Origin of the sequence: Lysinibacillus xylanilyticus (assembly GCF_001183605.1) — a bacterium.
Taxonomy (GTDB): Bacteria; Bacillota; Bacilli; order Bacillales_A; family Planococcaceae; genus Lysinibacillus; species Lysinibacillus xylanilyticus.
The window spans coordinates 1,675,608-1,699,683 of sequence record NZ_LFXJ01000005.1; the positions used below are offsets into that span (position 1 = coordinate 1,675,608).

Below are 24,076 nucleotides of genomic sequence, written 5' to 3' on the forward strand. Positions count from 1 at the left end.
AGTTAAATCTTAACTAAATTCAAAGGACTTCCTTATCTCCCCTACTCACTATCTTTTTCAAAAATTGAACGTAATCCACTAGCTTCAAAAGTTCCTTTTAAAATTGTTTCTATCAACATCGTGGCGATTTCCTCTGGTGATTGTTGCGTATCGTGTTGTAGCCAGTACGTAATAACTCCCAAAATTGCATTTGAGTTATACGCTAATGTTAATTCAATAGGAAACCTCCATTTGCTTTTATCTGTACGATTACCTAGATAAGCATTGAAGTATCTCACAAAAAACTGTCTCATTTTCTCATGGAAATATGGATCACCATTCGGACCTAATATTAATTTTAAGAAATCAGCTTCTTCATAAAACACTTGTAAAATTCGGACCATTACAGGCAATCGCTCTTGTTTAAACTGATTGATATCTAAATCTAAATTTGTAGTTGCATCTAAAATTGCGTTGAATTTTTCAAAAATTTCGTTCTCGTACTGTTCTAACAAATTGTATTTATCAACGTAGTGTAGATAAAAAGTTCCTCGATTAATATTGGCAAGCTCAGTAATATCTCGAACCGTAATGGCTTCAAAGTTCTTTTCAGAAAGCAAAGAGAAAAATGCTTGTTTAATTTCATTCTTCGTTCGTATAATTCGTCGATCGGTTTTTGACATGAAGTCATTCCTCCCTTTTAATGAACACATTTTTTTATATGTTGAGTATTGAACACTTTTGCTGCTTTTGATTATAGGAAGTGATTTTTTTAGAGTATATAATCAAGCTAAGAAATAATCAACACGATGTACATTATCTGAAAGGAGAATTATGATGAAAGAAAATAAGTTTTTTGGTATAGCTTTTGTTGCTGTACTCTTATTATCCTTCATTTTTGTAGCAACACAAATTCCTGGAGCCCATTCAACACCTAAAGATCTTCCCATAGGTCTAGTTCTCGAGGATGAAGGCAACATGGGGCAAACTTTTGTCGAGATGATACAGAAAAATTCACAAGCAACAAAGGAAGCGCCATTTAAATGGGTTGTATTAAAAAATGAACAAGAAATGAAAGAAAAATTAGCGAATCAAGAATTGTATGGAGCTATTTATATCCCTAAAGATTTTTCTGAAAAGTACGCTTCATTCCAAACACCAACACCTACATCAGCAATGCTTAAAATTTATATAAACCAAGGAAAAAATGCCAACGTTGCGAATATAGTTACACAAGCTTTATCTACAATGGTTGAAAAAATGAATGACAATGTCAGTGCCCAATTATTAGCTGTTACTGAAAAAAATAATATTCCGTTAAATGCTAATCAAGCACGCACTTATTCTACGCCTATCCAGAGTGAAATAGTCAATGTACATGAAACCGGTAAATTAAGCAATGCACCACTTTCATTCTTTCAGCCTATTTGGATGAGTAGTTTAATCAGTGCTATTCTTTTATGGTTTACGGGAAGAAATCGCAAGTTTGACTCTGTATTGGAGCAATTAAAATTCCGAGGATTCCAGGCTTTGATTGCCGTGATCATTGGTTTATTTGGAGGATATTTATTAACTTGGTACTCTACATGGATGCTAGATTATGAGTTTACAGATTTTAACTATGTTGTTCTATTTTTATCACTGACTTGCGCAACCTTTATATTATTAATACTAGCCATCACTACATGGATTAAATACGCAGCTTTACCAATTTTCGTTCTATTAATGTTCTTTGGTTTACCGCTTCTACAAATCGCACCAGAAATGTTACCTAGTTTTTACGCTGATTGGATCTATCCATGGTTACCATTCCGCTTTATGTTTGAAGGATTAAAAGAGATTCTTTTCTTTAGTGGAGAACTTTGGAACACCGCTGCTGTATCATTATGTTGGATTGCTGTTATAAGTATTTTAGTATTACTTCTATCTGTAGTAAAACGTAGTTCCTATAAAGAGGATAAGTCAGCAGAAGGAATAAGTTCTGATATGGAAGGTGAAGAAGTAGAAGTTTAAGTACTCATTTTAAATGAAGTTCATCATAAAGGGTAAACTTGTGATAGTACTTTTAGCAGTATTTCCCCTATTCAATTGAAATTTGAACGAGAAGTCGAAACAAAACAGCTCAGGAGCTTAATACAAAATATAGATAAAAATAAGCACAAAATAACCAGGTACTCGAATTAATTAAATGAGACCTGGTTTTTTGCTTAATTGTATAAGATTAAACGGTTGGTAGCTTTTGAATTACCCGAACAATAAATAAGCAATCCCTATAATTACACAAGCAATTCCACCTAAAAATTGTCCGATTCCTGATGCTTCCCCCATTAATAGCAGATTAAAAATATTTTTGCTTTTTTGGCTCTTCCCAAAAATACCATCATCTGTTTTCATTCGATAAATTCCCCATGCAGTTAAAACAATCCCAAAAATAATAAAAATACTTACTAAACCTAACATACCTATATAAACTCCTTATTTGTCATTTTCATCAAAAATAAAAACTTCCTCTATCGATTTATTAAAAATCGATGCAATTTTATAAGCAAGTATTACAGAAGGATTATACTTCTGATTCTCAAGTGAAATAATCGTCCTTGACGATACACTTACACGATCAGCCAATTCTTGCTGAGTTAAATTATGCTGTTTTCTTAAATCTCGTACTATATTTTCCATATTCGTCCTCCTTTTAAATTAAAGGACTCGTTCATAGAAAAACTTTGTTACAGTATTTAGAATGAAAAGAGCGAGTATTAATAGTAAAAGAACCGCTTTTACTGACAATACAATAAAATTACTCAAAAACAGCAAAATTATTATTAATGAACTTATACATTGCATAGTTGTATTGGAAGCTTGTCCTTCAATAAGAGCATCTCTTTCGTCATACTCTTTCGATAAATCCTCTTCTTTTTCCGATTTTCTTAAATAGATTGTAATCGATACAATCAAAATAATAATACCAACAACGAAAAGATAGATTGCCGTCATTTTTTCTGTTGGATTCATCAAAAGACTAATAACACCTAATATTATTGCAAGGAATGCTGTTAATAATCTTTGAAATAACTTTCGTTTCAATACAATACTCTCCTCTTGAATATGAAGTTTACTTCATATGAAGTTAACTTCATATTAGCGTCTACTTAAAACAATTTCAAGTTAAATATTTGCCAAATAATGAATATTTTATTGAAAACTCTAAAAAAAATACTAAATCAAGAACGCTTCATGCTTAACAACGAACGTCAAAAGTAGAAAATAACGTTTAGTTTTCAACATTTTTGAATGCAAATTAGAGCACGTGCATAAACAAAAAAGTACCAAATACTTAAAAACAGCTTGTATCTTACACTCGATATTTATGTATTTATTATTGTTGTAACTCGAAGCCAACAAAAAACTCATGCAAATAATTATTTTTTGCATGAGTTATTTTTATTTAATTTATTTGGAATCTACGGACTGGATAATGTTTAGCTCAAGGATTCTAATTTCCTTGTTTAACTTTGTAATGGCCGCTTCTATTTGTTCAAAGCGTTCTAACTGACTTTTACTAACACTGTGAGTGGGTAGTGTTTCTTTTAACGCTGCCTGCCCCGCATATAGAATTTCAAGTAGATCCAACTTTTCAAAATAAGCTGTGCTATATTGTATTCCCATTTCACAAAGCTCCTTACTGTTACTTTTTCACTACTAATAAAAACCCTAGCCTTTACTAGCACTATAACCGAAAAAAGCAATCACAAAACCATGTCTTAGTTATCATTTATTATCTAATAAAGGTATACAGCGATGCAAAAAAATATATATCATTAGTATAAGAGAATTAATGTCGAGTTTATCTATTTTTTAAAATGGAATAGACAAATGTATCATGCGCCTGGCCATTTTGATACATATAATCTCGAAGAATTCCTTCCTGTTGAAAGCCAATTTTAGTTAGTAGCTTATTTGAGGCTTCATTTTCTGTAAATACAACAGCACCAATACGAGTCAGCCCCATATGCTCAAAGCCATACGATACAATTTCGCTAACCGCTTCTTGAGTATATCCTTTTCTCCAATAATCAGGATGTATTTCATAACCGATTTCTGCTCGTCTATGGTTAGGCGACCAGAGGTTAAAACCAATTGTCCCGATTATACCCCTTGTTTCTTTTCTTTCAATACCCCATCTTACTCCTCTTTTTCCAGCAAAGTTATTTGAGAATAATATAATTAGATTTTCTGCTTGCTGTATCTCTTTAAATGGCTCTAGTCCATAATAGCGAGTTACTTCTTCATTAGAAAAGCAATTAAAGACACTTTCAGCATCCTCCTGCGTCAGCTCTCTTAAAATAAGTCTTTCTGTCTCTAAATTAGGAAACATTGATTCTCCCCCTTTAATATCATCTATTCTCTATTCTCCACACTTCCAGTAAAATCCTTTTAAAACAAAAAAGCACACCAAATAGAAAGTGTGCTCATCTTGTTTATGTAATTTCATCCAAAAATTTGTGCAGCTATGGCAAATAGCGTATTATTTCTAGTTGGCATTTTTTCAGCGTGAAGAATCATAATAGGAGGTCTATTTGCCTCTGTAAAGCCACTTTGCTCTATCCATTTTATAAATTCAGCATGACCAGATGGTATATCAATTCTTAATTTTCCATGATGGTTTTTTGCTAGAGTATTAATTATAAGACTGGCTGTTTTAGAATCAGGTGCTATGATTGGGCCTAAAATTAGATTAATTGGACCTAAAATGGACAACCCAAAGCCAATAATATTTGCCTGATGGTCTCTCACAACGACACAATGCTTAGATTGCTTTATCCTATTCCGTAGAAAATTACTTCTTTTGTCTCCAAAGGCAGCTGCATCTAGGCTGACAATTTCAGCAAAATCATTCTCATTAAAATCTTCGATCGCATACTCATTAGAAGCTAAGTTATGGGCACCGATATAATTTTCAGTCAGATATTTATGTACATAATCGACAGTGGTAAAGCCCATTTTCTTATATAATGGTTCACCGTCTTTTGTTGCGACGAGCATAATTGCTGTATGTTCTGAAACACTTTCAATACATTTTTGAGTAGCTAATTTCCCGAGTCCGAGCCCTCTGTAATTTTCATGCACAATGACCATACCTATCGAAGCTAAATTTGTATCATATGTGATAATAGCAGCACTTGAAACAATTTCCCCTTCAGCATTTTTATGCCCAAATATTTTGCCCGACATCATCACTGTTTTAATTTCAGATTCATCGTAATCCCACCCGACAGAATCAGAAAGATCAATTAATCCTGGAATATCATTTGCATCGAATAATACTAACTGTAATTGATTATTATATATAGTCATTTATTCCCCTTAGCAAGAACGTTTGCTCTCATTTTATACGCAAATTCCAAAATGCACAAGTATATTTTTTAAATATTTAGATATGTCATAAATATTAATGCTCATATTTTTTAATACTTGCAATTTGAATAAGTTGATTAGAGTGGAGGCTGGGTGTCTCCTTGTGGATTAGCGAATAGAGGAACGAAGGCTAAAACCATCACATCCTGTGATAACGCCTTCGTGACCAACATCAGTGCTGCTGCCGCTACGTTAACACTACGCTTTCGCGCAAAAAACATCTGTTGGCCCGAGACCCTGCAGCGAAGCGACAGCTACAAAGCGCCCAGCCGGAACGGAAATCAACCCCACGTTATGATGTAAAGGATAATAGCATTTGAAAATATTTCTAAATTTACCTTTTAAAAACACCAAATAACTATATAATTGTAGCTAGACTATGCACTCCTACTTTAAGCATATTTAGGTGATTAAAAATGACATCTTATGAACGAATACTTATGATGGTCCCGCCGTTTCCCTAGCTACGTCTACTCTTTTCTAAAGAAGTAGATTTTGCTTGTAGGAGGGCAATAAGTTGAAAAAACATGTAGCACCATCTTTATTATTAATGATTGTTCTTGTAGCTTTTCCACAGATTAGCGAGACAATCTATTCACCATCTCTACCTGATCTTTCAGAGGCATTAAATGCTTCAAATCGCTCTGTACAGTTAACCTTAAGTATTTATTTTATAGGGTTTGCAATTGGTGTCTTTTGTTGGGGATGGATTTCTGATTTTATTGGACGAAGACCGGCCATGCTAGGCGGTTTAATTTTTTATAGTATTGGCAGTTTCATGTGTTTTTACGCTGAAACTATTACATTTCTATTAGTTAGTAGATTTATACAAGCTTTTGGGGCGGCGACAGGCTCGATAATAACGCAAACCATTTTGCGAGAAAGCGTATCTGGCAGTAAGAGACATGCTATGTTTGCACAAATTTCTGCGGTGATTGCCTTTACCCCTGCAGTAGGGCCTTTGATTGGTGGCTGGGTCGATCAAGCACTTGGTTTTAGAGCTGTTTTCTTCGTGCTCGTTGCGATGAGTATTTTGTTGTTTATCTACGCTTATTTCAGACTTCCTGAAACAACAGATAAAACAACGAGAAAAAAAATTGCTATTTTCCCAGTTGTCAAACGTATTATTTCCTCACCAAGGGTTCTTGTATTTGGATTGCTGATTGGCGGGATAAATGGCGTGTTATTCAGTTACTATGCAGAAGCTCCTTTTATCTTTATTGATCATTTCAATTTATCACCTGGACTCTATGGATTTCTTGGTATAATTGTGGCCCTTGCTTCTATTATTGGTGCCATGATTTCCAAAAGACTAATCAATAAATATCGACCGGAAAAAGTGATCCATCTAGGTAGTCTTGTGATGACTGTCGGAGCTTTATTATTACTAATCGTTAGTACATTACCATTGTCTAATATCGTCTTACTAATGGGCATTTTAGTTTCCATTTTTATTACCTTATTAGGATCAGGAATTGCTCTACCTAATTGCTTAAGCCTTGCGCTTGTCAACTTTCAGGACGTTATCGGGACAGCTGGCGCGATTTTCAGTTTAGGCTATTACTTACTCGTAAGCTTAATAACATTTGGTATGAGTTTCCTGCATAATGGTTCATTGATGATTATGCCACTATATTTTTTCATCTTATCGATGATACTGTTATTATTCGGAAGAAAGTTTATTGTGTAAAATATTGTAGCGGGAATATATATAATCAATAGCGCTTCCTTTATCGGCCACCCTATATATCTAGTAGGGTGGCTGCTTTTTTACTGAAAATAATAATTGACTACTTCCTCAGCCGAATGAAAAACGATATTGCTTTGAGTTCTATAAATAAATTTTGGTTCAGTACAAGCTTTTTCGAGGCTTTTTGCATACTTTAATGTATCTGTCATTTGCTCGATTATTTCAGTGTAACCGTCAAGATTATTAGAGATTTTCGGCATCATTGTATCGGAAATGTCTAAAATAATGGAAACTTGATCTTCCGCAAAACTATTTAAATTTATGAAAAAGCACTCCTCTAAACTTTTTGAATGCTTATCTACGTTAATAACAGATTCACTATATTTTGCGATCAACCCAGTTGATGTCACCGTAATAGTAAAGCCCTGTTCGGTTAGTTTTTTATTAATGGCATCTAACAATGTATTGACTTCCGCATCCATTTTAGGCGTTACAGTTGACTGCATTAAATTATCACAATTTTGATGAATGGTATCAATTTCTGCCTGCTTATCAACAAGTAATTTAAAGTTTGATAACGAGTACATACTAAATCTCCCCTTTATTATAAGTTTGACATTAGGGAGTTTTTTTAGTCATCTTTCAGCCATATATTTTTAAAACAATGTTCTGATTACGAACCTATAGAAAATGGCATTAAACCTTTAGTAATTGAGGTTGGCAAGTCTGGTGTAGTTGAAGGAACTTGGAGAAACTTATTGAATTGATTAGTTGTGATCTGAGGATAAATAAAGATTTAACAGAAGGCTGTCACAAAGAGTTCAACAGACAGCCTTTCTAAACTTAAATTAGATGTTTTACCATTGTATAATAGCTACTTCCTGGGGGATAATCTTTTATTTCACCTACAACTTGATAACCCCTAGCCTCATAAAACGTACGTGCTTGAAAGTCATATGTAGTTAACAATGCTTTCGTAGCACCCATTTGCTTGGCAGCTTCTTCAGCTTTCACTAGTAATTTCCCACCAATACCTTTTCCACGATATTCTTTACTAAACCAAAACTTATTGATTTCTACCCACCCCCAATAAACCTCAGCAGTGATACCACCAATCCATTGTTGTTGATGATCGGTTACGATTAAGTTTAACGGACGAACAGAACCTTTTTGTCGAGTATTTTTATGGTATGGTGAATGTTCATCGTTGTACTCTCTAATCTTCGTGTTTAAAAACGTAGTAAAGTCATCGTGTTTTTCTAATAAAACTTCTACTTGATAATCCATAAGAATCCCCCTTTATGTATTTCTATGCTTTATAACGCTCCATGAGTTTTTCCTGATGAGCAGAAAAAATTTCTTCTAGTGAAATATCATATTTATTAGCGATAACAATAATATTCCCTAAAACATCTCCAAGCTCCTCTACTAATTCCTGCTTATTTTCTTCATATGTTTGAATCTTTTCATCTGGTCTATCTCTACCAATTTCTAAAGCTCGTATAGCTCTTGCTACTTCCCCAGTTTCTTCAGCTAGGAAGCCAATACGCGTAAAAATACTTAAATCAGACCAACCACGAGTATCATAATAATCTTTCACCCATTTTTGAAACTCATTTAATTCCATTTCTATTTCCTCCATTTCTTTCCTCTTAAAATTAAATTATACTATAAAAGTGAAACGTGAATCAGTGTGGTTATTTCATCCCCCACTTAAAGTTCACTGCCCGTTAATGCGGAAAGAAACTTATCAGATATGGAGGAACAATGATGGATAGTATTGCAGTATTTTGTGGATCAAGCATCGGTGCTTCTGAGGCATATAAAGAAGGAGCTATTCTTCTAGGAAAAGAATTAGCAAAACGTAATATTACCTTAATTTATGGCGGAGCCAGTGTAGGTGTGATGGGAACAGTTGCAGACACGGTTCTTAGTGAAGGTGGTAAGGTGATTGGCGTTATTCCGACATTGTTAGAGGAACGTGAAATTTCTCATAAGCATTTAACAGAGCTAATTGTCGTCAATTCTATGCATGAACGCAAAAGCAAAATGATGGAACTAGCTGATGGCTTTATTGCTTTGCCTGGAGGACCTGGTACGTTAGAAGAATTTTTTGAAGTATTCACTTGGAATCAAATCGGCCTTCTGCAAAAGCCTTGTGGTATTTTAAATATCAACCATTATTATGATTTACTCATAGAGTTATTTGACCATATGCAAAACGAGCAATTTTTACAAGCCCAATCTCGAAATGCACTACTTGTAGATGATGACGTTGCGGGACTATTAGATAAATGTGCTGCCTATGTTCCTCCTGCAGTTAAAACATATCAAACTAATAAATAAATTTAGGAAATAAAAATTCTTCACTATCTTACATACCGAAAAACAGCTAAAATCTATGAATTCAGCTGTTTTTCATGTTGTTTTTATATCAATAAGATTAAGTGTCATAGTAAATAAAGTATGACTCTTAGGCAAAGCGAGGGACTGATTTCCGTTCCGACTGGGAGCTTTCCTGGAGGGCGTCCAGTCTAAAATCCAATCAACCAATTGGCATAGCGTGTAACTATTGGTAACAAATGCTTCCGATACTTATGTATATTTCTGCACAACCTATTTTTATAGTGTATCAATCTTTAATTCCCTAGCTTGTATCATTAATTCAGAAAGTGGATTCTCTAATAATACGCGTAATTCAAATCCTGTTTCAGTTTTATAGATTTCATCATATAACCACCAAGAGCCTTCTAATTGTTCTGGAATCAAACATTTCTCGACATCACTAAAAGTTAGTTTTACATTTTTGTCATACCAACCTACACTTGTTCCAGCTATAATAAGCGTAATTGTAGATTCAGTTGAAGAGATAGTTAATACTTCTCCATCGTGCAATGATTTTGTACGTATTTCAAGAGCTTGATATGGGAGCTTCTCTTTTATTTCCTCAAATTCTTCCATATACTGTTTACGTATATCATGACTACGACTTTGATAATTTTCATTCCATTCTTCAGCCATTTTTCGTAATTCTTTAGATGGGTATTCTGTTTTTAGAGAGCCATCTAAAATATATGGATGAAATGGTGCTGGAAGAAATGTTAATAAATCATCTTTTCGCCATTCCAACTCTGCTTGTAAAATTTCAAAATAGCTTGTCCCATCTTCGTTTTTCCAATTCAAGCTTTCTTCCCAATCTTCTTTAGAGTCAGGAAAGGTTAAAAAACCATAGACTTGCATTTCTCGATACCAATTTTGAGTGAAATATTTCAATTAATACTCCCCCGTTCGTTTAAGTGCATTTCTTACTAATCTTTATCATTCTATACATATCCATAATTATCCACATCAATACATCGTTGAACATAGTTGTCTTTAAATTAATCGCTAGTATTGGTGTCTACTGAATGAAAGAACTGAACTACAACGATCTAACAATGTTCCATCTAAATCAAATATTACCGCTCCAATCATTAGTATGCATCCCTTTATTTTAAATCTCCATTCTACAACTCTTTACGTTTTTTCACTGCCACTACTGCTATCATCACCATTACTAACTTTATCACCAAAATTAATGCGTAAATGCTAAAGGATATGATCGCTGGTAAAAGCACTAACCACCAAGACCATGCGATAACATTCGTTAGCTTTAATACTACAAAGACAATCGTTAATACTTCAGCAATTCCCATGTTCACACCACCAGACACCAGATTATCGTCATACCAAATTTAGTTTATTGTTGTTAATTCTTCTGAAGTCTTTACCTAAACTTGTCCCCTCAAACTTCATTGTTATACAACTATTTAAACACTTTACACGAAACTTTTAAAACCTTTTAACTTTTTCAAAAATAACGAACCTTTTTATTTGGTAATTCGTCTAAATGTTGGAAACTGTATCTTGAAGAACTTCATCCACCTCAAACATTTGAAGAATATATACAAAACTTCGAGTTAGTAGATATCCCTGCTGAAACTTTAGCAAAACTAAAAAGTATTTATGAGGATATCCCAAAAGCAGAAAAAGATGACAATACTGACTTAGTAGATAAACTATACGAGGAATTCTATGACATCATTGGTCAGTTTATAAAACCTCAAACATTTGATGAATACATGGCTGACAACTATGATTTCAAAGTTAGTAAAGCGGATAGCAAGCAATTAAAACAGCTTTATGAAGATATCTTAAAGCAAGATTACAAAAAAGAACAAGCAAGAATTGAAGAAAAATGGGAAGCATTCGATACTATTTTAGAGCCCTATTTTAAGGCAAATAAAGAAATTCTAATCTCTGCTTCTAAACTAATCATTAACGGCCAAGAATACCTACCACAATAAATAAAAGAATCGGGGTGTCTCAACAATCATTAATATGACTGTTGGGATTCCCTTTTTTGTTGGTTCTACAATAATTTAGCCTCCCTTCCAGAAATACGATAAATATAAACTCCCTTCTCTTTTGGTGTGGAAAAACTACCTTCAATTTTTATTGTTTTCAATCGCATCGCCATTTATCTCCCCCTCTACTTTGATGTCATCTATAGGGTGGTTGCGAAATTGATTAACACATTCTTTTCATATGTACCTTGTACTATTGGTACTGCTCAAGCTTTATTGTTATATCCTATTTAAACACTCAGCATGGAATCTTGGGAAATTTTATCTTATCAAAAAAATAACGAACCTTTTCATTTGGTAATTCGTCTAAATATTGGAAACTAAGAGTTCCATAGTAAAAAAAGGGAGATATAATCATGAAAAAACCAATTAAAAAATCTTGGATGATTGCTTCAGCACTAACAATAGGAATGGCTGTTCTTACACCCCTTCAAGCAGGAGCTACTTCAGTAGAACCAACAAATGGTGTTACTGTTCAAATCGAACAACAAATTACAGGAACGATTACAAAATTCAACGGAGTCGGGGTTGGGATAAAGGGTAGAGATGGTAAAAACTACTACGTCAGTTTCTCTAAATTTTCTGACGAGCAAGTGAAACAAATGAGAAAGAACATAGTAGAAGGACAGGAAATAACAGTTGAAGGTGGAGTAGTCGAACATTATGCAGACTTCTACACTTTCGAAGATTATAAAAAGGACTTGCCTAAAAATATACCAAATGAAGAGTTAACAAAATTAGAAAAAATGTTTAGTGAAATGAAGAAGCTAGAAAAAGAAGCTTCAAAAACGAAAGATATGAAAGAGTCTGAAAAGAAATATGAGGAATTTTTTAAACTTCAGGAAGATATGTTTCAAATCACGAAGCCTTATATTTTAGCTAATTGGCAGCCTGAACCATTTAATGAGTTTCTAGAATACTACTACGAATTTAGTGAAAATAATATAGTTATTGCAGAAAATGATAAAAAAAAGCTTAAAGATATTTATGAAGAATGGGTAAAGCTTAGAAAAGATGGTCAAGAGGAAAAGTCTGAAGAGAAAATGAAAGAATTTAAGAAAGTACTTCGACCATATCTTGATGAACTTAATCCACCTGAAACGTTTGAAAAATACATCGAAGGTGTTAATTTAGAAAAAATCTCAACAGAAGATTTAGCAAAACTAAAAGCTATTTACGAAGATAGTCAAAAAGCAGAAAGAGATGAAAATTATGAATTGTATAACAAACTATCGATGGAGCTTTATGACATCATTAGTCAATTCATAATACCTCCAACGTTTGAAGAATATTTGTCAGAATATATGTCGCTACGTTATGAAATCAAAGTTAATAAAGCAGATAGCAAGAAATTGAAACAGCTTTATGAAGAAATCTTAAAGCTAGATAAAAAAGAAGATTCAACAAAGATTGATGAAAAATGGGAAGCGTTTCACAATATTTTAGAGCCATATTTTGAAGCAAATAAAGAAATTCTGATTTCTGCTTCTAAATTAACAATTAATGGTCAAGAATACCTACCACAAAAGTAAAAGAATCGGGAGTCTTAACACTCATTAACATGACTGTTGGGATTCCCCTTTGTGTTGATTCAACAATAAAAGAACTTCCTTTAAACCCTTCTCTTTTGGTGTAAAAAAAATACCACATTCAATTTTTATTGGGTCATTCGTTATCTCCAGTTATCTACCTTCTCCCTGCTCCTTTGATGCATCCATAGGCAAATGGTGAAAATTATCAACACACTCATTATTTATATGGAATGTTTGAAACTTTTTCAAAAAAACGATGAACCTTTTAATTTGGTAATTCGTCTAAATATTGGAAACATTGAGTTCCATAGTAAATAAAGGGAGATATGACTATGAAAAAACCAATTAAAAAATCTTGGATGATTGCTTCAGCACTAACAATAGGAATGGCTGTTCTAACGCCACTACAAGCAGGAGCTACAGAAGTAAAAACAACAGATAGTAGTAGTACTACTACTATCCAACTTGAACAAAAAATTACAGGAAAGATTAAAGGCATCTATGGCGACGGAATGAACATTAAAGGAAATGATGGTAAAAGTTACTTCGTCAGTTTCTATAAATTTTCAACTGAACAAATAGAAAAAATGAACTTAGTAGAAGGACAGGAAATTTCTGTAGAAGGTAGTGTCGTAGAGAGTTATTCAGACTTCTACACGTTTGCAGTTTATAAAAAAGAATTGCCTAAAGAGGTTACAAAAGAAGATCTAACAAAATTAGAAAAAATGTTTAATGAAATCAAGAAGCTAGAAAAAGAAGTGTCAAAAGAAGAGACTGAAGAAGAGAAAGAAAAGAAATATGAGGAAATAAATAAAATTTACGAAGAAATGTCTAAAATTACAAAGCCATATATTTTAGCTAATTGGCAGCCTCAATCATATGAAGAATATATACAAGAATTCGGATTTAATGAGAAAAATATTGTTATTAAAGAAAACGATACTACACAGCTTAAAGCTATTTATGCAGAATGGGTACAGCTTGTAAAAAGTGGTGATGAAGAAAAAGCTAACGATAAACATGATGAATTGTATAAAATCCTTCAACCATATTTTGATGAACTATATCCACCACAAACTTTTGAAGAATTCGTTAAAGAATTGAAATTAGATATCCCTGCTGAAACTTTAGCAAAACTAAAACCTGTTTTTGAAAACGCTCAAAAGGCAGATAAAGAGGAAGATATGGAGTTGTCTAATAAGCTATGGCATGAAATCTATCAAATGATTAGTCCATACATCAAGCCAGTAACATTTGAAGAATACATGTCTGACTTCGAATTTGAAGTTAGCGAAGCGGATAAAATGCAATTAAAACCGCTTTATGAAGAAGCCTCAGCTCTCGATAGAGAAGGTAATACTGAAAAAGCACAAGAAAAATGGGAAGCAATTTACAAAATTTTAGAACCATATTTTGAAGTAAATCAAGACACTCTAATCTCTGCTTCTAAAGTAATAATTAACGGCCAAGATTATCTAGCAGAATAAGAAAAGGAATTGGGGTGTCTCATTTTGGGATTCCCCCTTTTTTCTTTTAAGAGCTAAAGTTAACCTTTATTCCGAACTATTTAAATGATTCCATTAATTTGGTAACCTAAAACATATGGATAATGTTCCTGGAAATAGAGCGAGTACTTGTAAAGGTTTGATGAGACCAATTGGAGTCGATTATACTGGAAAAAAAGGCTTTCAACTTATCCATCAATGCACAAAATGTCAAAAGATTAGTCGAAATAAAGTGGCTACTGATTCCATTCAAGAGGATCAAATTATCCAATATGTGCAATCAATAGTTTAGTTAAGTGTTCATATTATTTAAAGACACATTGGAAATTAACAATGTGTCTTTTATTTTTAAAAATCAATCTTTTTTTATTCATTTTACCTCTATAGCAAATATAAGAAGAATCTCCTTTGTCCCACCTTCCGGAAATACTAGCTCAATCTCATCGCTACTCACCTATTCTTCTAACATCTATCCCATCCATAGTTTGTTGCTTAAAATTGATTTTAATTGCACTTTGTGGTGAACTGAATACGGAACAATCTTTTTATTAGCTATAATTTCTGGCGGTAGAAATTTATCAACACTTCATTATTTATAATATTTCCCCAACAAAATGTACCTTTTACAAACGGTACCTCTTGGCCTTCCGAAATACAACAGGCTTTTGGCGGTCCAGCATTTATTCATCCATACAAATGTGAAAACAATTATTTTTATCTTTAGTCTTCCCATTTAATTCTCTCCTATCCAGCATTTATGATCACCAATATAATTTCGCTCAAATAGAAAATGCATTTTACTCAATTTCTCGCCATTGTATAACAAAAAAATGAATTAAGTGCATAATTAGCAATCCTATATGACACATTACATATAGGAGGTGGAAGAATAATGTCTAGAATAATTGGTGTGGAACAATCATTAACAAACGTTGAAGACGCTTTAAAGGCAAAAGGTTATGAAGTTATTCAACTTCGTACTGAAGAAGATGCAAAAAAATGTGATGCCTGTGTAATCACTGGGCAAGACAGAGATATTATGGGAATTAGTGATCCTATCATGGCAGGACCTGTTATTGACGCTGATGGTCTTTCTGCTGACGAAGTACTTCAACGTGTCGATAAATATTTCCACTAATAAATGACTTGGTGCTGTCGCTGTAGTTTTTTGACTATAGAGCAGCACCTTTTAAAATTAAATAAAGCGAATATGATAAATATATTAAAAACCTCAATACTGATTAACATCCACTATTAAACATTCTACAAATTCCTTAATTTGGTCCATTTTTACGATTAAACATAATGCAGGTCCACATCCCGTTGCAGCTAATTGATTTTTCTCACCGGCATCTAATACAAAAATTAATTTAATACGAGGCTCATTTTCTTGTCTTTCCTGTTCAGGCATTTGAAAAAGACCATAGCCAGGGAAATGATAGGTACCATATTCAGGAATATGATAAATACACAATCCTGGGTCAAGAAACTCTAGCATGCTTAGATGAATATTATCAATATGCTGTAAATCATCTAATAACTTTAGGAAGTCTCTTTTTAAACAAACGATTTCCGTATTCACCTCGGGAAAAGCATTACCAGAACGGAAATCAATGTGAAATTCTACACTCTCATCATTTACAAATTTGATATTTAGTTCAACTTCACAACTAGGTTTACTAGAGCAATCTTTTAATATCGCCATAACTAAATCTCCTTTCACTATCAAATTTCATTGGTTCGTTAGGTTTATCAACTTATCAATGTATTTTCTTTATTACCCTTTTTTCTTATAAATTAGTCGCAAAAAAACTGCACCTCCAATTGTTAGATGGTGTGACTAACAATTGGGCGCAGTTCATCCTGAAGTGGTCTATATTTATATTCTATTGGCAAACACCTAAAGGATTATTATCTAGATCATAAAAGGTAAAGAATTTCGAAGAACTCTCTCCATGAATAGGGTTTACCTTTACATTCTTTTCAGTTAGAAATTTATAAGTTTCTTCAATATCATTATTTGGAATGAAATTATAATATTTTCCCACACCAAAATTATTATTCGGAAACTCCATTGGCTTATGATTTAAAGTTCTAACCAAACATACTACTGTTTGAGAATGTTCAGCAATCTTCATTACAGCAGCCTCTTCTTCAATGTAAATTAATTCAAATCCGAGTATTTCTGCATACCAATCGGCTGAAATTTTTGGGTCTTTAACAGGAATAAATACACCTTCCATCCCATTTAAAAGTTGTTTAGTCCTAAAATTTATTCTCCTTATACTATTTTCATTAACTATATTTGACAAATTTTTGTTAAATCCTTTTCAATTTATAATTTCATACAGTGACTTATTGTTTTTAATTAAAGTACCGTATTTAGTACTCGACAACAGTCTTTTATAGTTTTTACTTATGTAGACCTTGGTGAAAAAACGTTTTTTATCGCACCTAATATTCCAGGAACGAGAAATACGATACCAAAAAAGATGGTAAGCAAATTAAAATGTTGTGTTTCGTAAAAAGTAAACCAATCTTTGAAAATAGAAGATTCCGTAATTTTGCCAAATAACGTTCCACCAAAATCTCGATAATTAGGTATCCACCCTGTTACTTCAAATGTAATAAAGATTATCTGCGACAATACAAATACACCAATTGAAGACACCCAAGGTCTTTTCAAAAATGGAATATGTTTTTGTTTTTTAGCCATGTAATCAACCTCCCTCCCCCATTAAATACTATTTATAGATACAAGTAAAATCAAGGGTTAAATACCAAAAATAAACAATCATGTCTGTTTTACATTAAAAACTACTTAAAATAATAACATCCGACTCTTAAGGGATTCATAACTACCTCCACCGGGTAGTTCCATCTTGGATTTTCAGTGTTCTGCATAGAAAACTGTAATTTAAGGGCTATCCTCTTTGAACTGTTCGGTCCTTCTCATTCATTCTAGAAGTAAAATTCTGATTGTTAAGTACTTATCGCAAAATAGTTTACAAAGTTTACTTTGCGTTTCCATCAGACCTCCCCAGATATGCCCATGTATTTTCACACCATCGTTTCGCCTCATCTACCTGATATGCCCTTCTTAAGAAAGGATGTTGTTTTGTAATGAAACCTTATCCTATCACACCAGTACTTCTATCATTGTAGTTCGGGACTTACATCCAAAGCATAACTGGCGCACATTAAAAAGCCATACTCAACTGGATATGAGTTAGCTAACACCCAAAATTTTCATAGCTGTTTTAAACCTTTTTCTAAGGAATCCTATGACAGATATCGCAATTCCTGTTGAAAACTAAACATATTATAAATTAAAGAAAGGAGGAATTTTATTATGTCTCAAAATTGTGGTGGTAACGGGGGTTCTGGCTACGGTACAGCATTTGCGCTACTTGTAGTTCTATTCATTCTTCTAATTATTATCGGAGCTGCTTTCCTCTTTAATAGCTATTAACATTTTATCAAAAATCATAGCTATTTAATTCAAAACAATTAAACTTTAAAACCTCTAATGTTCATATAAAAAAATTCCATATACCTCTATTTCTTTGCTAAGGGTCACTATCCTTCGGTGACCTTTTTAATTTGGAATGCCAAACTGCCAAAATGCTTTTTCAATTGATAATAATCCAACATTAAGTTTGAAAGGGTTCTTCACCTTACGAAGGATTAAAGAATTTGTAAATTAAAAGTCATAGTTTTTTCATCCTTTCAAAACATAATAAAAAGCCACACCTTGCTAAAAGATGTGACTTCATACATAAGATTAATCAAATTCTAAAACATTTTTCTCTACTTCAACCTTGTAAACGCCCCAAGTACTAATTAAAATTGTTTTAAAATTTTCCGTCTCAGTAAATGAATACCAAGATTTTTCATTGAACTCATTAGAAATTTCTTCTGTAAATGTTTCTTGTTCAATATTGCTCTTGATTTTATGTTCTTCTTCACGACCTTCGTCAAAGTAAAACTTCACTGTATATTCATACTCCATAAGTCAACACCTCCCATCTATCTATATAATGGATTGTAATGACAAGAAATATGAGCATAATAAAAATCCACACCTAGTTAGGTATGACATTCTATAAATAAGCTTTCTCTTTTTGGTCTCCCGATTCAATTATTGCATACATAATTCTTTAAAATTACACCCTTTACAGTGCCATTTTTCAGAGGTTAATTCAAATTCCTCAATTTCCACTGGTTCATTGGAGAAAATATCCGCCTGATATTTTTTCATTTCTAATACACTTCGCTGAAACGTATGTAAAATATTGTCCATATCAAATGCTGTAAAGGCGTATTTTTTTCGTTTGCCAGTCAATAAATATTCATTATAGACATCAATCTGATCAAGAGATACGCGATATTTCTGCTGAATATAGTAAGCATAGAGTGCTAATTGCTGGCGATCATCATCGGACTCTCCGCCTGTTTTCCAGTCGATAATAATCCACTTGTCTGCCATCTCATCATAATAATGAAAATCCATTACGACGAAAACTTGTATCCCCTCGATTTTCATGGAACGAAATTGTTCAGGCTCACCGATTCGTAGAGAGCCTTTTTGTGCAGTAATTTGCTGGAATGTTTCACTGTTAAGAAAGTTGTCAAAGACAGCCGTCATTCGCTCCTTATAGTCCTGTACAAGTTCAGGATTTAACTGCCCTTCGTAATATACTTCCTGCATCATATAAAATTTATTAGGCTTATGTCTCCACAAATCTACATGACGAGTAGAATCAATAAAAGTGGCATTGAGCTGGCCACGTGCACGATATACTAGCTCAGCAACAGTCGGCGCCTTGCCGGTTTGCAAATAATCATTGATCGATTGCTCTATTAAATGATGGACGATTTGGCCAAATAAAATCGGCATCGATTGAAGCTTTTTTAAGCGATAGACATGTTGATGATATGGCTCCACATTGTAGCTTAGCCAGCCATTATGAGAAAAATAATATTCATAGCCATATTTTCGCGCACAGCTTGTTAACGTTTTATGACGTGACAGTGACCACGAAAAAGATGGATAAGGTGTAATTTCAAACATAGATATCGCCTCCTTAAATCTGTTTGATAAATTCATATACGAGCTGTACTATTAGCACAATTGTCACAATACGTAGTAATAGCTTTACTTGATTTGCCTTAACCTTTCTTGCAAGGATAATTCCTATTTGCGCACCAATTACCGAACCAATCATTAAAACGATTGTTAATGACCAATCAATTTTACCTGTGGCAATATACGTTATTGCGGCTCCAGAGCACATCGCAAAAACGCCTACACGTGAAAGACCTACAGCTTTCATATAAGAGATTTTCTCATGAGCATACGTATAAAGTGCCAGCGTACTGCTACCAGGACCGAACATTCCGTCATAAAAACCAACACCAAGAAGTATTGGTCCGTTTTTGCGATTCATTGTAAAGCTTTCTTTATCTCCAAATTCAGCCCCTCCTATAAAGGACATAATTAGAGCAAAGCCTAATAAAACAATCGCGATGAACGTCAATGTTTGACTGCTCATAAACGATGCAAACAGACCACCAAGTGTACCCCCTACTAGGGAAACAAGTAATACTGAACGCATTTCTGACCATAACAATTCTTTTCTTTTATAAATAGTATAGAAACTTGAAAAGGCACTAACCATATTTGAAACTTTATTCGCACCTATCGCCGAATGGACCGGTACCCCCATAAGCATCATGGTCGGTAATGTGATTAACCCGCCACCTCCCACTAACGTTCCAATGACGTTACCAGTGATACCTATTAGTAAAAACAACAAGTATTCCATTTAATCCTTCTTTCTATGACACACATGATGATATTCATATGATACAGTATAACAGACTGTTATTTTTCAAAAGATATATGAGGTGAACGAATGCTTGAACAACAAAAAACACCTACACCGCGTTTTTGTAAGACACTAACGCTTATTGTCGCGACCATTTTTTTAGCTGGCATTACAGCAACGCTTATCCAATACAATAAGCTCCCCGCATCTATACCAGTTTTGCAAAGCTTTTCGAGTGAACATGCGCAATTTGGGCCGAAAATCGCCATTTTTTATTTACCCTTCATTGCCTTAATGCTATTTTTGCTTTTACAATACTTAGAGATAAAAGCTGCCTATCCTGTCCTACGTAAAAATAAGACAGCCTTATCTCATACTGAGCGACAAAATGGGATCATTACCTTTTGTCTTATCAAAAATAGTATATTATTATACTTTACGTATTCACTTTTCAATGACCTAACAGTGGCTTTAGGCCATAAACGTATTTTACTGCAATGGCATGCTTATTTATTTCTATTTGTACTAAGTATTATATTTACATTTGGTATCGTGCGTGGCATATTATTGAACAAAAAGAAATAGAATTTGTCCTAGTACTAATGTATGGCATCGTTTTACCCCTTTAGATATGTTTTGTCTAAAGGGGTTTCTGTGCTCTTTCATTATGTTCAGAAATATGTACTCTTTTTATCGATTCATTTATTTTTTAAAGGATTAAAATGTAGTTTGTCGAATAACATGGAGAAACAACTATCGTAAATAGATATAATTTTGAGGGGGAAACTTTGTGACAAAAATTGCAATTATTTCAGATATCCACGGGAATAAAACGGCATTAGAAGCAGTTTTAAAAGACATTCGATTAAGAAAGATTGAAAGAATTTTTTGTTTAGGTGATTTAATCGGCAAAGGTCCCCGAGGATCTGAATGTATAGAACTCATCCAAAAGAATTGCGAACGAGTAGTTCGAGGCAACTGGGACGTATTTATTCAATCACCAACAGACGATGTTTTTTTACAGTGGTACAAAGATAGATTAACAGAAAAAGATTATCAGTATCTAGCTTCGTTACCATTTAATATTGATCTAGAATTAAATGGACAATTAATAAGGTTTTTCCATGCATCTCCAAGAAGTGAATTTGAACGTATCTCAGTTAATCATTCAATTGAACAGCGTTTATCTATGTTTGAGAATAGCGAAATAACAAATTCAATTAATTACACTAAACTTCCTGACATTGTATTCTACGGCGATATACATACAACCTTTTTACATACATATAAAAAGGGTATTCTGTGTAACGTTGGTAGTGTCGGAAATTCACTTGACTTAACTTCAGCTTCATATGCGATCCTAGATGGCACACATTCAAACAATGCCATTCAATTTATTAGAGTAGATTATGACAGGCAGGCTGAGCTTAAAATTGCAGAAGAGTTGGGTTTACCTCAATTAGATAAATATTATGGTGAAATTATGTTCGCAAATTATCGAAATGCTTAGAGCCATTTTTAATCGGGGGCGATTGAAGTAATAAATATTTATCCATAAGGTACCTAGTTGGTACTCAAGGCCTTTTTGTGACCAACATCCTGCAGCTGCCGCTACGTTAGCACTACGCTTTCGCGCAAAAAGCATCTGTTTCCCCCAAGCCGCTCATCGGACTCCTCGTTGTGCAGAAAAGCCAAATTTTATATATTATGATACCTTAAATTTATTGAAATAATAGGTTTTATGCAACATGAAAAGAGACCTGGACAAACCCCTTTCTGATACCAAAAAGCCGGTGAAATTTTACTCGTCGTAAAATTTCACCGGCTTTATATTCATTTATTTTTTTCGTTATGTATAACTTTCTTTCGAAAATCATTTTCCTCCTAATCTACAATATCTACTTGAATTTCAAATGACCCAATTCTCTCAAAAGAAAATGCTGGATCCTAAATGCATATATAAACTTGACAATACTGATATAATAGCAAATGGTTATTTAAACATCCCCTATCAAGATACATATTGATAGTTAAAAATAGTAGGGATTCACAAAAACGGAGGTATGAAAGTGGCAAAGAATTCAAATAAAATAGGTGTAGTAATCGCTGGGCTATTGTTAGCGATTTTAATGGCTGCAATGGACAATACAATTGTAGCAACTGCAATCAGTACAATTGTCGGAGATCTTGGTGGATATGACAAACTTGTCTGGGTGACATCAGCTTATATGATCGCGTCGGTTGCAGGTATGCCGATTTTCGGTAAATTATCCGATATGTATGGTCGTAAAAGATTCTTTATTTTCGGTTTAGTTGTATTTTTAATCGGTTCGGCGCTAGCCGGTACAGCAAACTCAATCATTCAGCTTAGCATTTACCGTGCAATTCAAGGTATTGGTGGCGGTGCATTAATGCCTATCGCATTCACAATTATGTTTGATGTAGTGTCTCCAGATAAACGCGGGAAAATGGGTGGCTTATTCGGAGCAGTATTTGGTCTATCAAGTATCTTTGGTCCGCTTCTTGGAGCCTATTTAACAGATTATGTTCATTGGTCTTGGATTTTCTATATTAATTTACCACTTGGGCTAATTGCCTTTGTGTTAGTTACAAAATTTTACAATGAATCTATTGCACATACCAAGCAAAAAATCGACTACTTTGGCGCAGCTACTTTAGTTAGTTCAGTAGTAAGTTTAATGTTTGCTCTTGAGCTAGGCGGCAAACAATATGCTTGGGATTCAGCAATGATTCTTGGATTATTCGCTCTATTTACAGTGTTTCTTATTAGCTTTATCTTAATTGAACTACGTGTAGAAGAGCCTATTATTTCCTTTAAAATGTTCAAAAATCGTCTCTATGCAACGAGTAATATCATTTCAATATTTGCTGGTGCTGCTTACATTACTGCTGCCATCTACATTCCAATTTTTGTTCAAGGTGTACTTGGAGGCTCTGCAACGAACTCAGGTCTTATTTTACTTCCGATGATGGTCGGTTCGGTTGTAACAGCATCTGTGGGTGGAGCTCTCCTCACGAAATTTAAATATCGAACGATTATGTTACCGACTTTAACTCTATTTGTTGTTGGTATTACCTTACTTTCAACATTGACAACTGAAACGTCGCACCTTATGGTAACAATCTTTATGATACTTGTTGGTCTTGGCATTGGCTCGTCTTTCTCTGTGTTGAGCAATGCCGTTATTCATGGTCTTAGTATGAGACAACGTGGCTCGGCTAACTCAACACTAAACTTCAATCGAGAACTTGGAATGACATTAGGAATAACAGTGTTTGGGATTATCCAAAACCATATTTTCTCAAATAAATTAACGTCCGTGTTTAGTGGTCAAGCACCTACTGGTATGGATATAAGTGATCCGAGTGTAATCCTTACATCTGAAACTCGAAGCTTCATTCCTGTAGAGGTTCTCGATAAAATGCAAGAAGCACTTACTATTTCAGTTGCTCATACTTTTGCTTGGGCGATAATCCCAGCTGCTATTGCGCTAATTATGGCATTTGCTATGGGTAGAGAGCAATTCGACCCTGCTTCTGAAATGGAAACGTACAATAAAGAAGCATCACATTAATATATGAGCCTGTATTTCACAAATTAACAAAATGCGGCCTCTCCTCAATTAAAACTGTTATAATTCGAAACAGCAATAAAGATTGAGGTAATCGTATGAAAAAGCAAATGAGATTGCGGAAA

General features: G+C 33.8%; 30 protein-coding genes and 1 pseudogene. 12 read left to right on the top strand and 19 right to left on the bottom strand.

Annotated elements, in window-relative coordinates; genetic code table 11:
• Positions 1–41: 41 nt before the first annotated feature.
• Complete coding sequence (locus ACZ11_RS11020) at positions 42–662, bottom strand: TetR/AcrR family transcriptional regulator (RefSeq protein WP_049666041.1); 621 nt, start codon at positions 660–662, stop codon at positions 42–44.
• Positions 663–816: 154 nt separating this feature from the next.
• Between ACZ11_RS11020 and ACZ11_RS11025 the strand changes: the two genes are divergently transcribed.
• Positions 817–1,992: a YhgE/Pip domain-containing protein gene (locus ACZ11_RS11025; protein WP_049666044.1), complete on the top strand. Its 1,176-nt coding sequence runs from the start codon at positions 817–819 to the stop codon at positions 1,990–1,992.
• Between the two features lie 231 nt (positions 1,993–2,223).
• Here the strand turns inward: ACZ11_RS11025 and ACZ11_RS11030 are convergent, their stop codons facing one another.
• The 6 genes from ACZ11_RS11030 to ACZ11_RS11055 all read right to left on the bottom strand — a co-directional run bounded on the left by ACZ11_RS11030 (position 2,224) and on the right by ACZ11_RS11055 (position 5,334).
• Entirely contained in the window at positions 2,224–2,439 is a 216-nt protein-coding gene (locus tag ACZ11_RS11030) for a hypothetical protein (protein WP_049666045.1), read from the bottom strand.
• 15 nt (positions 2,440–2,454) lie between these two features.
• On the bottom strand, positions 2,455–2,658 hold the full coding sequence (locus tag ACZ11_RS11035) for a helix-turn-helix transcriptional regulator (protein ID WP_049666047.1): 204 nt from the start codon (positions 2,656–2,658) through the stop codon (positions 2,455–2,457).
• Between the two features lie 18 nt (positions 2,659–2,676).
• Positions 2,677–3,063, bottom strand: a complete 387-nt coding sequence (locus ACZ11_RS11040) for a hypothetical protein (RefSeq protein WP_049666049.1) — start codon at positions 3,061–3,063, stop codon at positions 2,677–2,679.
• Positions 3,064–3,429: 366 nt separating this feature from the next.
• Entirely contained in the window at positions 3,430–3,645 is a 216-nt protein-coding gene (locus ACZ11_RS11045; protein ID WP_049666050.1) for a hypothetical protein, read from the bottom strand.
• Between the two features lie 178 nt (positions 3,646–3,823).
• A complete protein-coding gene (locus tag ACZ11_RS11050; RefSeq protein WP_049666052.1) occupies positions 3,824–4,354 on the bottom strand; it encodes a GNAT family N-acetyltransferase in 531 nt (176 codons plus the stop codon).
• Positions 4,355–4,467: 113 nt separating this feature from the next.
• The gene (locus ACZ11_RS11055; RefSeq protein WP_049666053.1) at positions 4,468–5,334 is read right to left on the bottom strand and encodes a GNAT family N-acetyltransferase; all 867 of its coding nucleotides are present in this window, start codon (positions 5,332–5,334) and stop codon (positions 4,468–4,470) included.
• Between the two features lie 577 nt (positions 5,335–5,911).
• On the opposite strand from ACZ11_RS11055, the gene ACZ11_RS11060 reads away from it, so the two are divergent.
• Positions 5,912–7,084 carry a multidrug effflux MFS transporter gene (locus ACZ11_RS11060; RefSeq protein WP_049666055.1) on the top strand — a complete coding sequence of 391 codons (1,173 nt, stop codon included), beginning with the start codon at positions 5,912–5,914 and terminating at the stop codon, positions 7,082–7,084.
• Positions 7,085–7,164: 80 nt separating this feature from the next.
• On the opposite strand, the gene ACZ11_RS11065 is transcribed toward ACZ11_RS11060, so the two are convergent.
• The 3 genes from ACZ11_RS11065 to ACZ11_RS11075 all read right to left on the bottom strand — a co-directional run bounded on the left by ACZ11_RS11065 (position 7,165) and on the right by ACZ11_RS11075 (position 8,711).
• Positions 7,165–7,671, bottom strand: coding sequence for a hypothetical protein (locus tag ACZ11_RS11065; RefSeq protein WP_049666056.1), 507 nt, complete (start codon positions 7,669–7,671; stop codon positions 7,165–7,167).
• Positions 7,672–7,927: 256 nt separating this feature from the next.
• A complete protein-coding gene (locus ACZ11_RS11070) occupies positions 7,928–8,371 on the bottom strand; it encodes a GNAT family N-acetyltransferase (protein ID WP_082172751.1) in 444 nt (147 codons plus the stop codon).
• A 22-nt stretch (positions 8,372–8,393) separates the two neighbouring features.
• Entirely contained in the window at positions 8,394–8,711 is a 318-nt protein-coding gene (locus ACZ11_RS11075) for a MazG nucleotide pyrophosphohydrolase domain-containing protein (RefSeq protein ID WP_049667163.1), read from the bottom strand.
• Positions 8,712–8,854: 143 nt separating this feature from the next.
• On the opposite strand from ACZ11_RS11075, the gene ACZ11_RS11080 reads away from it, so the two are divergent.
• The gene (locus ACZ11_RS11080; protein WP_049666057.1) at positions 8,855–9,430 is read left to right on the top strand and encodes an LOG family protein; all 576 of its coding nucleotides are present in this window, start codon (positions 8,855–8,857) and stop codon (positions 9,428–9,430) included.
• A gap of 276 nt (positions 9,431–9,706) precedes the next feature.
• On the opposite strand, the gene ACZ11_RS11085 is transcribed toward ACZ11_RS11080, so the two are convergent.
• From ACZ11_RS11085 to ACZ11_RS11090, 3 genes and pseudogenes are all read right to left on the bottom strand, one after another.
• Positions 9,707–10,357, bottom strand: coding sequence for a DUF4085 family protein (locus ACZ11_RS11085; RefSeq protein ID WP_049666059.1), 651 nt, complete (start codon positions 10,355–10,357; stop codon positions 9,707–9,709).
• Between the two features lie 117 nt (positions 10,358–10,474).
• Positions 10,475–10,558: pseudogene (locus tag ACZ11_RS27545) on the bottom strand (HAD family hydrolase); the annotation flags it as partial.
• A gap of 32 nt (positions 10,559–10,590) precedes the next feature.
• A complete protein-coding gene (locus tag ACZ11_RS11090; protein ID WP_049666061.1) occupies positions 10,591–10,779 on the bottom strand; it encodes a transmembrane Fragile-X-F protein in 189 nt (62 codons plus the stop codon).
• 426 nt (positions 10,780–11,205) lie between these two features.
• On the opposite strand from ACZ11_RS11090, the gene ACZ11_RS11095 reads away from it, so the two are divergent.
• From ACZ11_RS11095 to ACZ11_RS11115, 5 genes are all read left to right on the top strand, one after another.
• Entirely contained in the window at positions 11,206–11,430 is a 225-nt protein-coding gene (locus ACZ11_RS11095) for a hypothetical protein (protein ID WP_049666063.1), read from the top strand.
• 416 nt (positions 11,431–11,846) lie between these two features.
• Positions 11,847–13,022, top strand: coding sequence for a hypothetical protein (locus tag ACZ11_RS11100; RefSeq protein WP_049666064.1), 1,176 nt, complete (start codon positions 11,847–11,849; stop codon positions 13,020–13,022).
• Between the two features lie 332 nt (positions 13,023–13,354).
• Positions 13,355–14,509 (top strand): hypothetical protein, encoded by a 1,155-nt coding sequence (locus tag ACZ11_RS11105; protein WP_049666065.1) that lies wholly within the window; start codon positions 13,355–13,357, stop codon positions 14,507–14,509.
• 115 nt (positions 14,510–14,624) lie between these two features.
• Positions 14,625–14,819 (top strand): RNHCP domain-containing protein, encoded by a 195-nt coding sequence (locus ACZ11_RS11110; RefSeq protein ID WP_053093226.1) that lies wholly within the window; start codon positions 14,625–14,627, stop codon positions 14,817–14,819.
• A 600-nt stretch (positions 14,820–15,419) separates the two neighbouring features.
• Positions 15,420–15,665, top strand: a complete 246-nt coding sequence (locus ACZ11_RS11115) for a YkuS family protein (RefSeq protein WP_049666066.1) — start codon at positions 15,420–15,422, stop codon at positions 15,663–15,665.
• 93 nt (positions 15,666–15,758) lie between these two features.
• Here ACZ11_RS11115 and ACZ11_RS11120 read toward each other — a convergent pair whose 3' ends face one another.
• The 3 genes from ACZ11_RS11120 to ACZ11_RS11130 form a co-directional block, all read right to left on the bottom strand.
• On the bottom strand, positions 15,759–16,232 hold the full coding sequence (locus ACZ11_RS11120; RefSeq protein WP_049666070.1) for a hypothetical protein: 474 nt from the start codon (positions 16,230–16,232) through the stop codon (positions 15,759–15,761).
• A gap of 181 nt (positions 16,233–16,413) precedes the next feature.
• Complete coding sequence (locus ACZ11_RS11125) at positions 16,414–16,770, bottom strand: VOC family protein (RefSeq protein ID WP_049666073.1); 357 nt, start codon at positions 16,768–16,770, stop codon at positions 16,414–16,416.
• A 173-nt stretch (positions 16,771–16,943) separates the two neighbouring features.
• Positions 16,944–17,243 carry a YfzA family protein gene (locus ACZ11_RS11130; protein ID WP_049666075.1) on the bottom strand — a complete coding sequence of 100 codons (300 nt, stop codon included), beginning with the start codon at positions 17,241–17,243 and terminating at the stop codon, positions 16,944–16,946.
• Positions 17,244–17,879: 636 nt separating this feature from the next.
• Here ACZ11_RS11130 and ACZ11_RS25200 point away from each other — a divergent pair.
• Complete coding sequence (locus ACZ11_RS25200; protein WP_082172752.1) at positions 17,880–17,999, top strand: YjcZ family sporulation protein; 120 nt, start codon at positions 17,880–17,882, stop codon at positions 17,997–17,999.
• A 312-nt stretch (positions 18,000–18,311) separates the two neighbouring features.
• Here ACZ11_RS25200 and ACZ11_RS11135 read toward each other — a convergent pair whose 3' ends face one another.
• The 3 genes from ACZ11_RS11135 to ACZ11_RS11145 all read right to left on the bottom strand — a co-directional run bounded on the left by ACZ11_RS11135 (position 18,312) and on the right by ACZ11_RS11145 (position 20,355).
• On the bottom strand, positions 18,312–18,539 hold the full coding sequence (locus tag ACZ11_RS11135) for a hypothetical protein (RefSeq protein WP_049666076.1): 228 nt from the start codon (positions 18,537–18,539) through the stop codon (positions 18,312–18,314).
• 129 nt (positions 18,540–18,668) lie between these two features.
• Positions 18,669–19,601, bottom strand: coding sequence for a PD-(D/E)XK nuclease family protein (locus ACZ11_RS11140; RefSeq protein WP_082172753.1), 933 nt, complete (start codon positions 19,599–19,601; stop codon positions 18,669–18,671).
• 13 nt (positions 19,602–19,614) lie between these two features.
• Positions 19,615–20,355: a sulfite exporter TauE/SafE family protein gene (locus ACZ11_RS11145; RefSeq protein ID WP_049666077.1), complete on the bottom strand. Its 741-nt coding sequence runs from the start codon at positions 20,353–20,355 to the stop codon at positions 19,615–19,617.
• A 90-nt stretch (positions 20,356–20,445) separates the two neighbouring features.
• Here ACZ11_RS11145 and ACZ11_RS11150 point away from each other — a divergent pair, with 90 nt between their 5' ends.
• The 3 genes from ACZ11_RS11150 (at position 20,446) to ACZ11_RS11160 (ending at position 23,954) form a co-directional block, all read left to right on the top strand.
• Entirely contained in the window at positions 20,446–20,943 is a 498-nt protein-coding gene (locus tag ACZ11_RS11150) for a DUF1648 domain-containing protein (protein ID WP_049666079.1), read from the top strand.
• Between the two features lie 205 nt (positions 20,944–21,148).
• Positions 21,149–21,868 carry a metallophosphoesterase family protein gene (locus tag ACZ11_RS11155; RefSeq protein WP_049666081.1) on the top strand — a complete coding sequence of 240 codons (720 nt, stop codon included), beginning with the start codon at positions 21,149–21,151 and terminating at the stop codon, positions 21,866–21,868.
• Positions 21,869–22,421: 553 nt separating this feature from the next.
• On the top strand, positions 22,422–23,954 hold the full coding sequence (locus tag ACZ11_RS11160) for an MDR family MFS transporter (RefSeq protein WP_049666082.1): 1,533 nt from the start codon (positions 22,422–22,424) through the stop codon (positions 23,952–23,954).
• Positions 23,955–24,076: the final 122 nt, after the last annotated feature.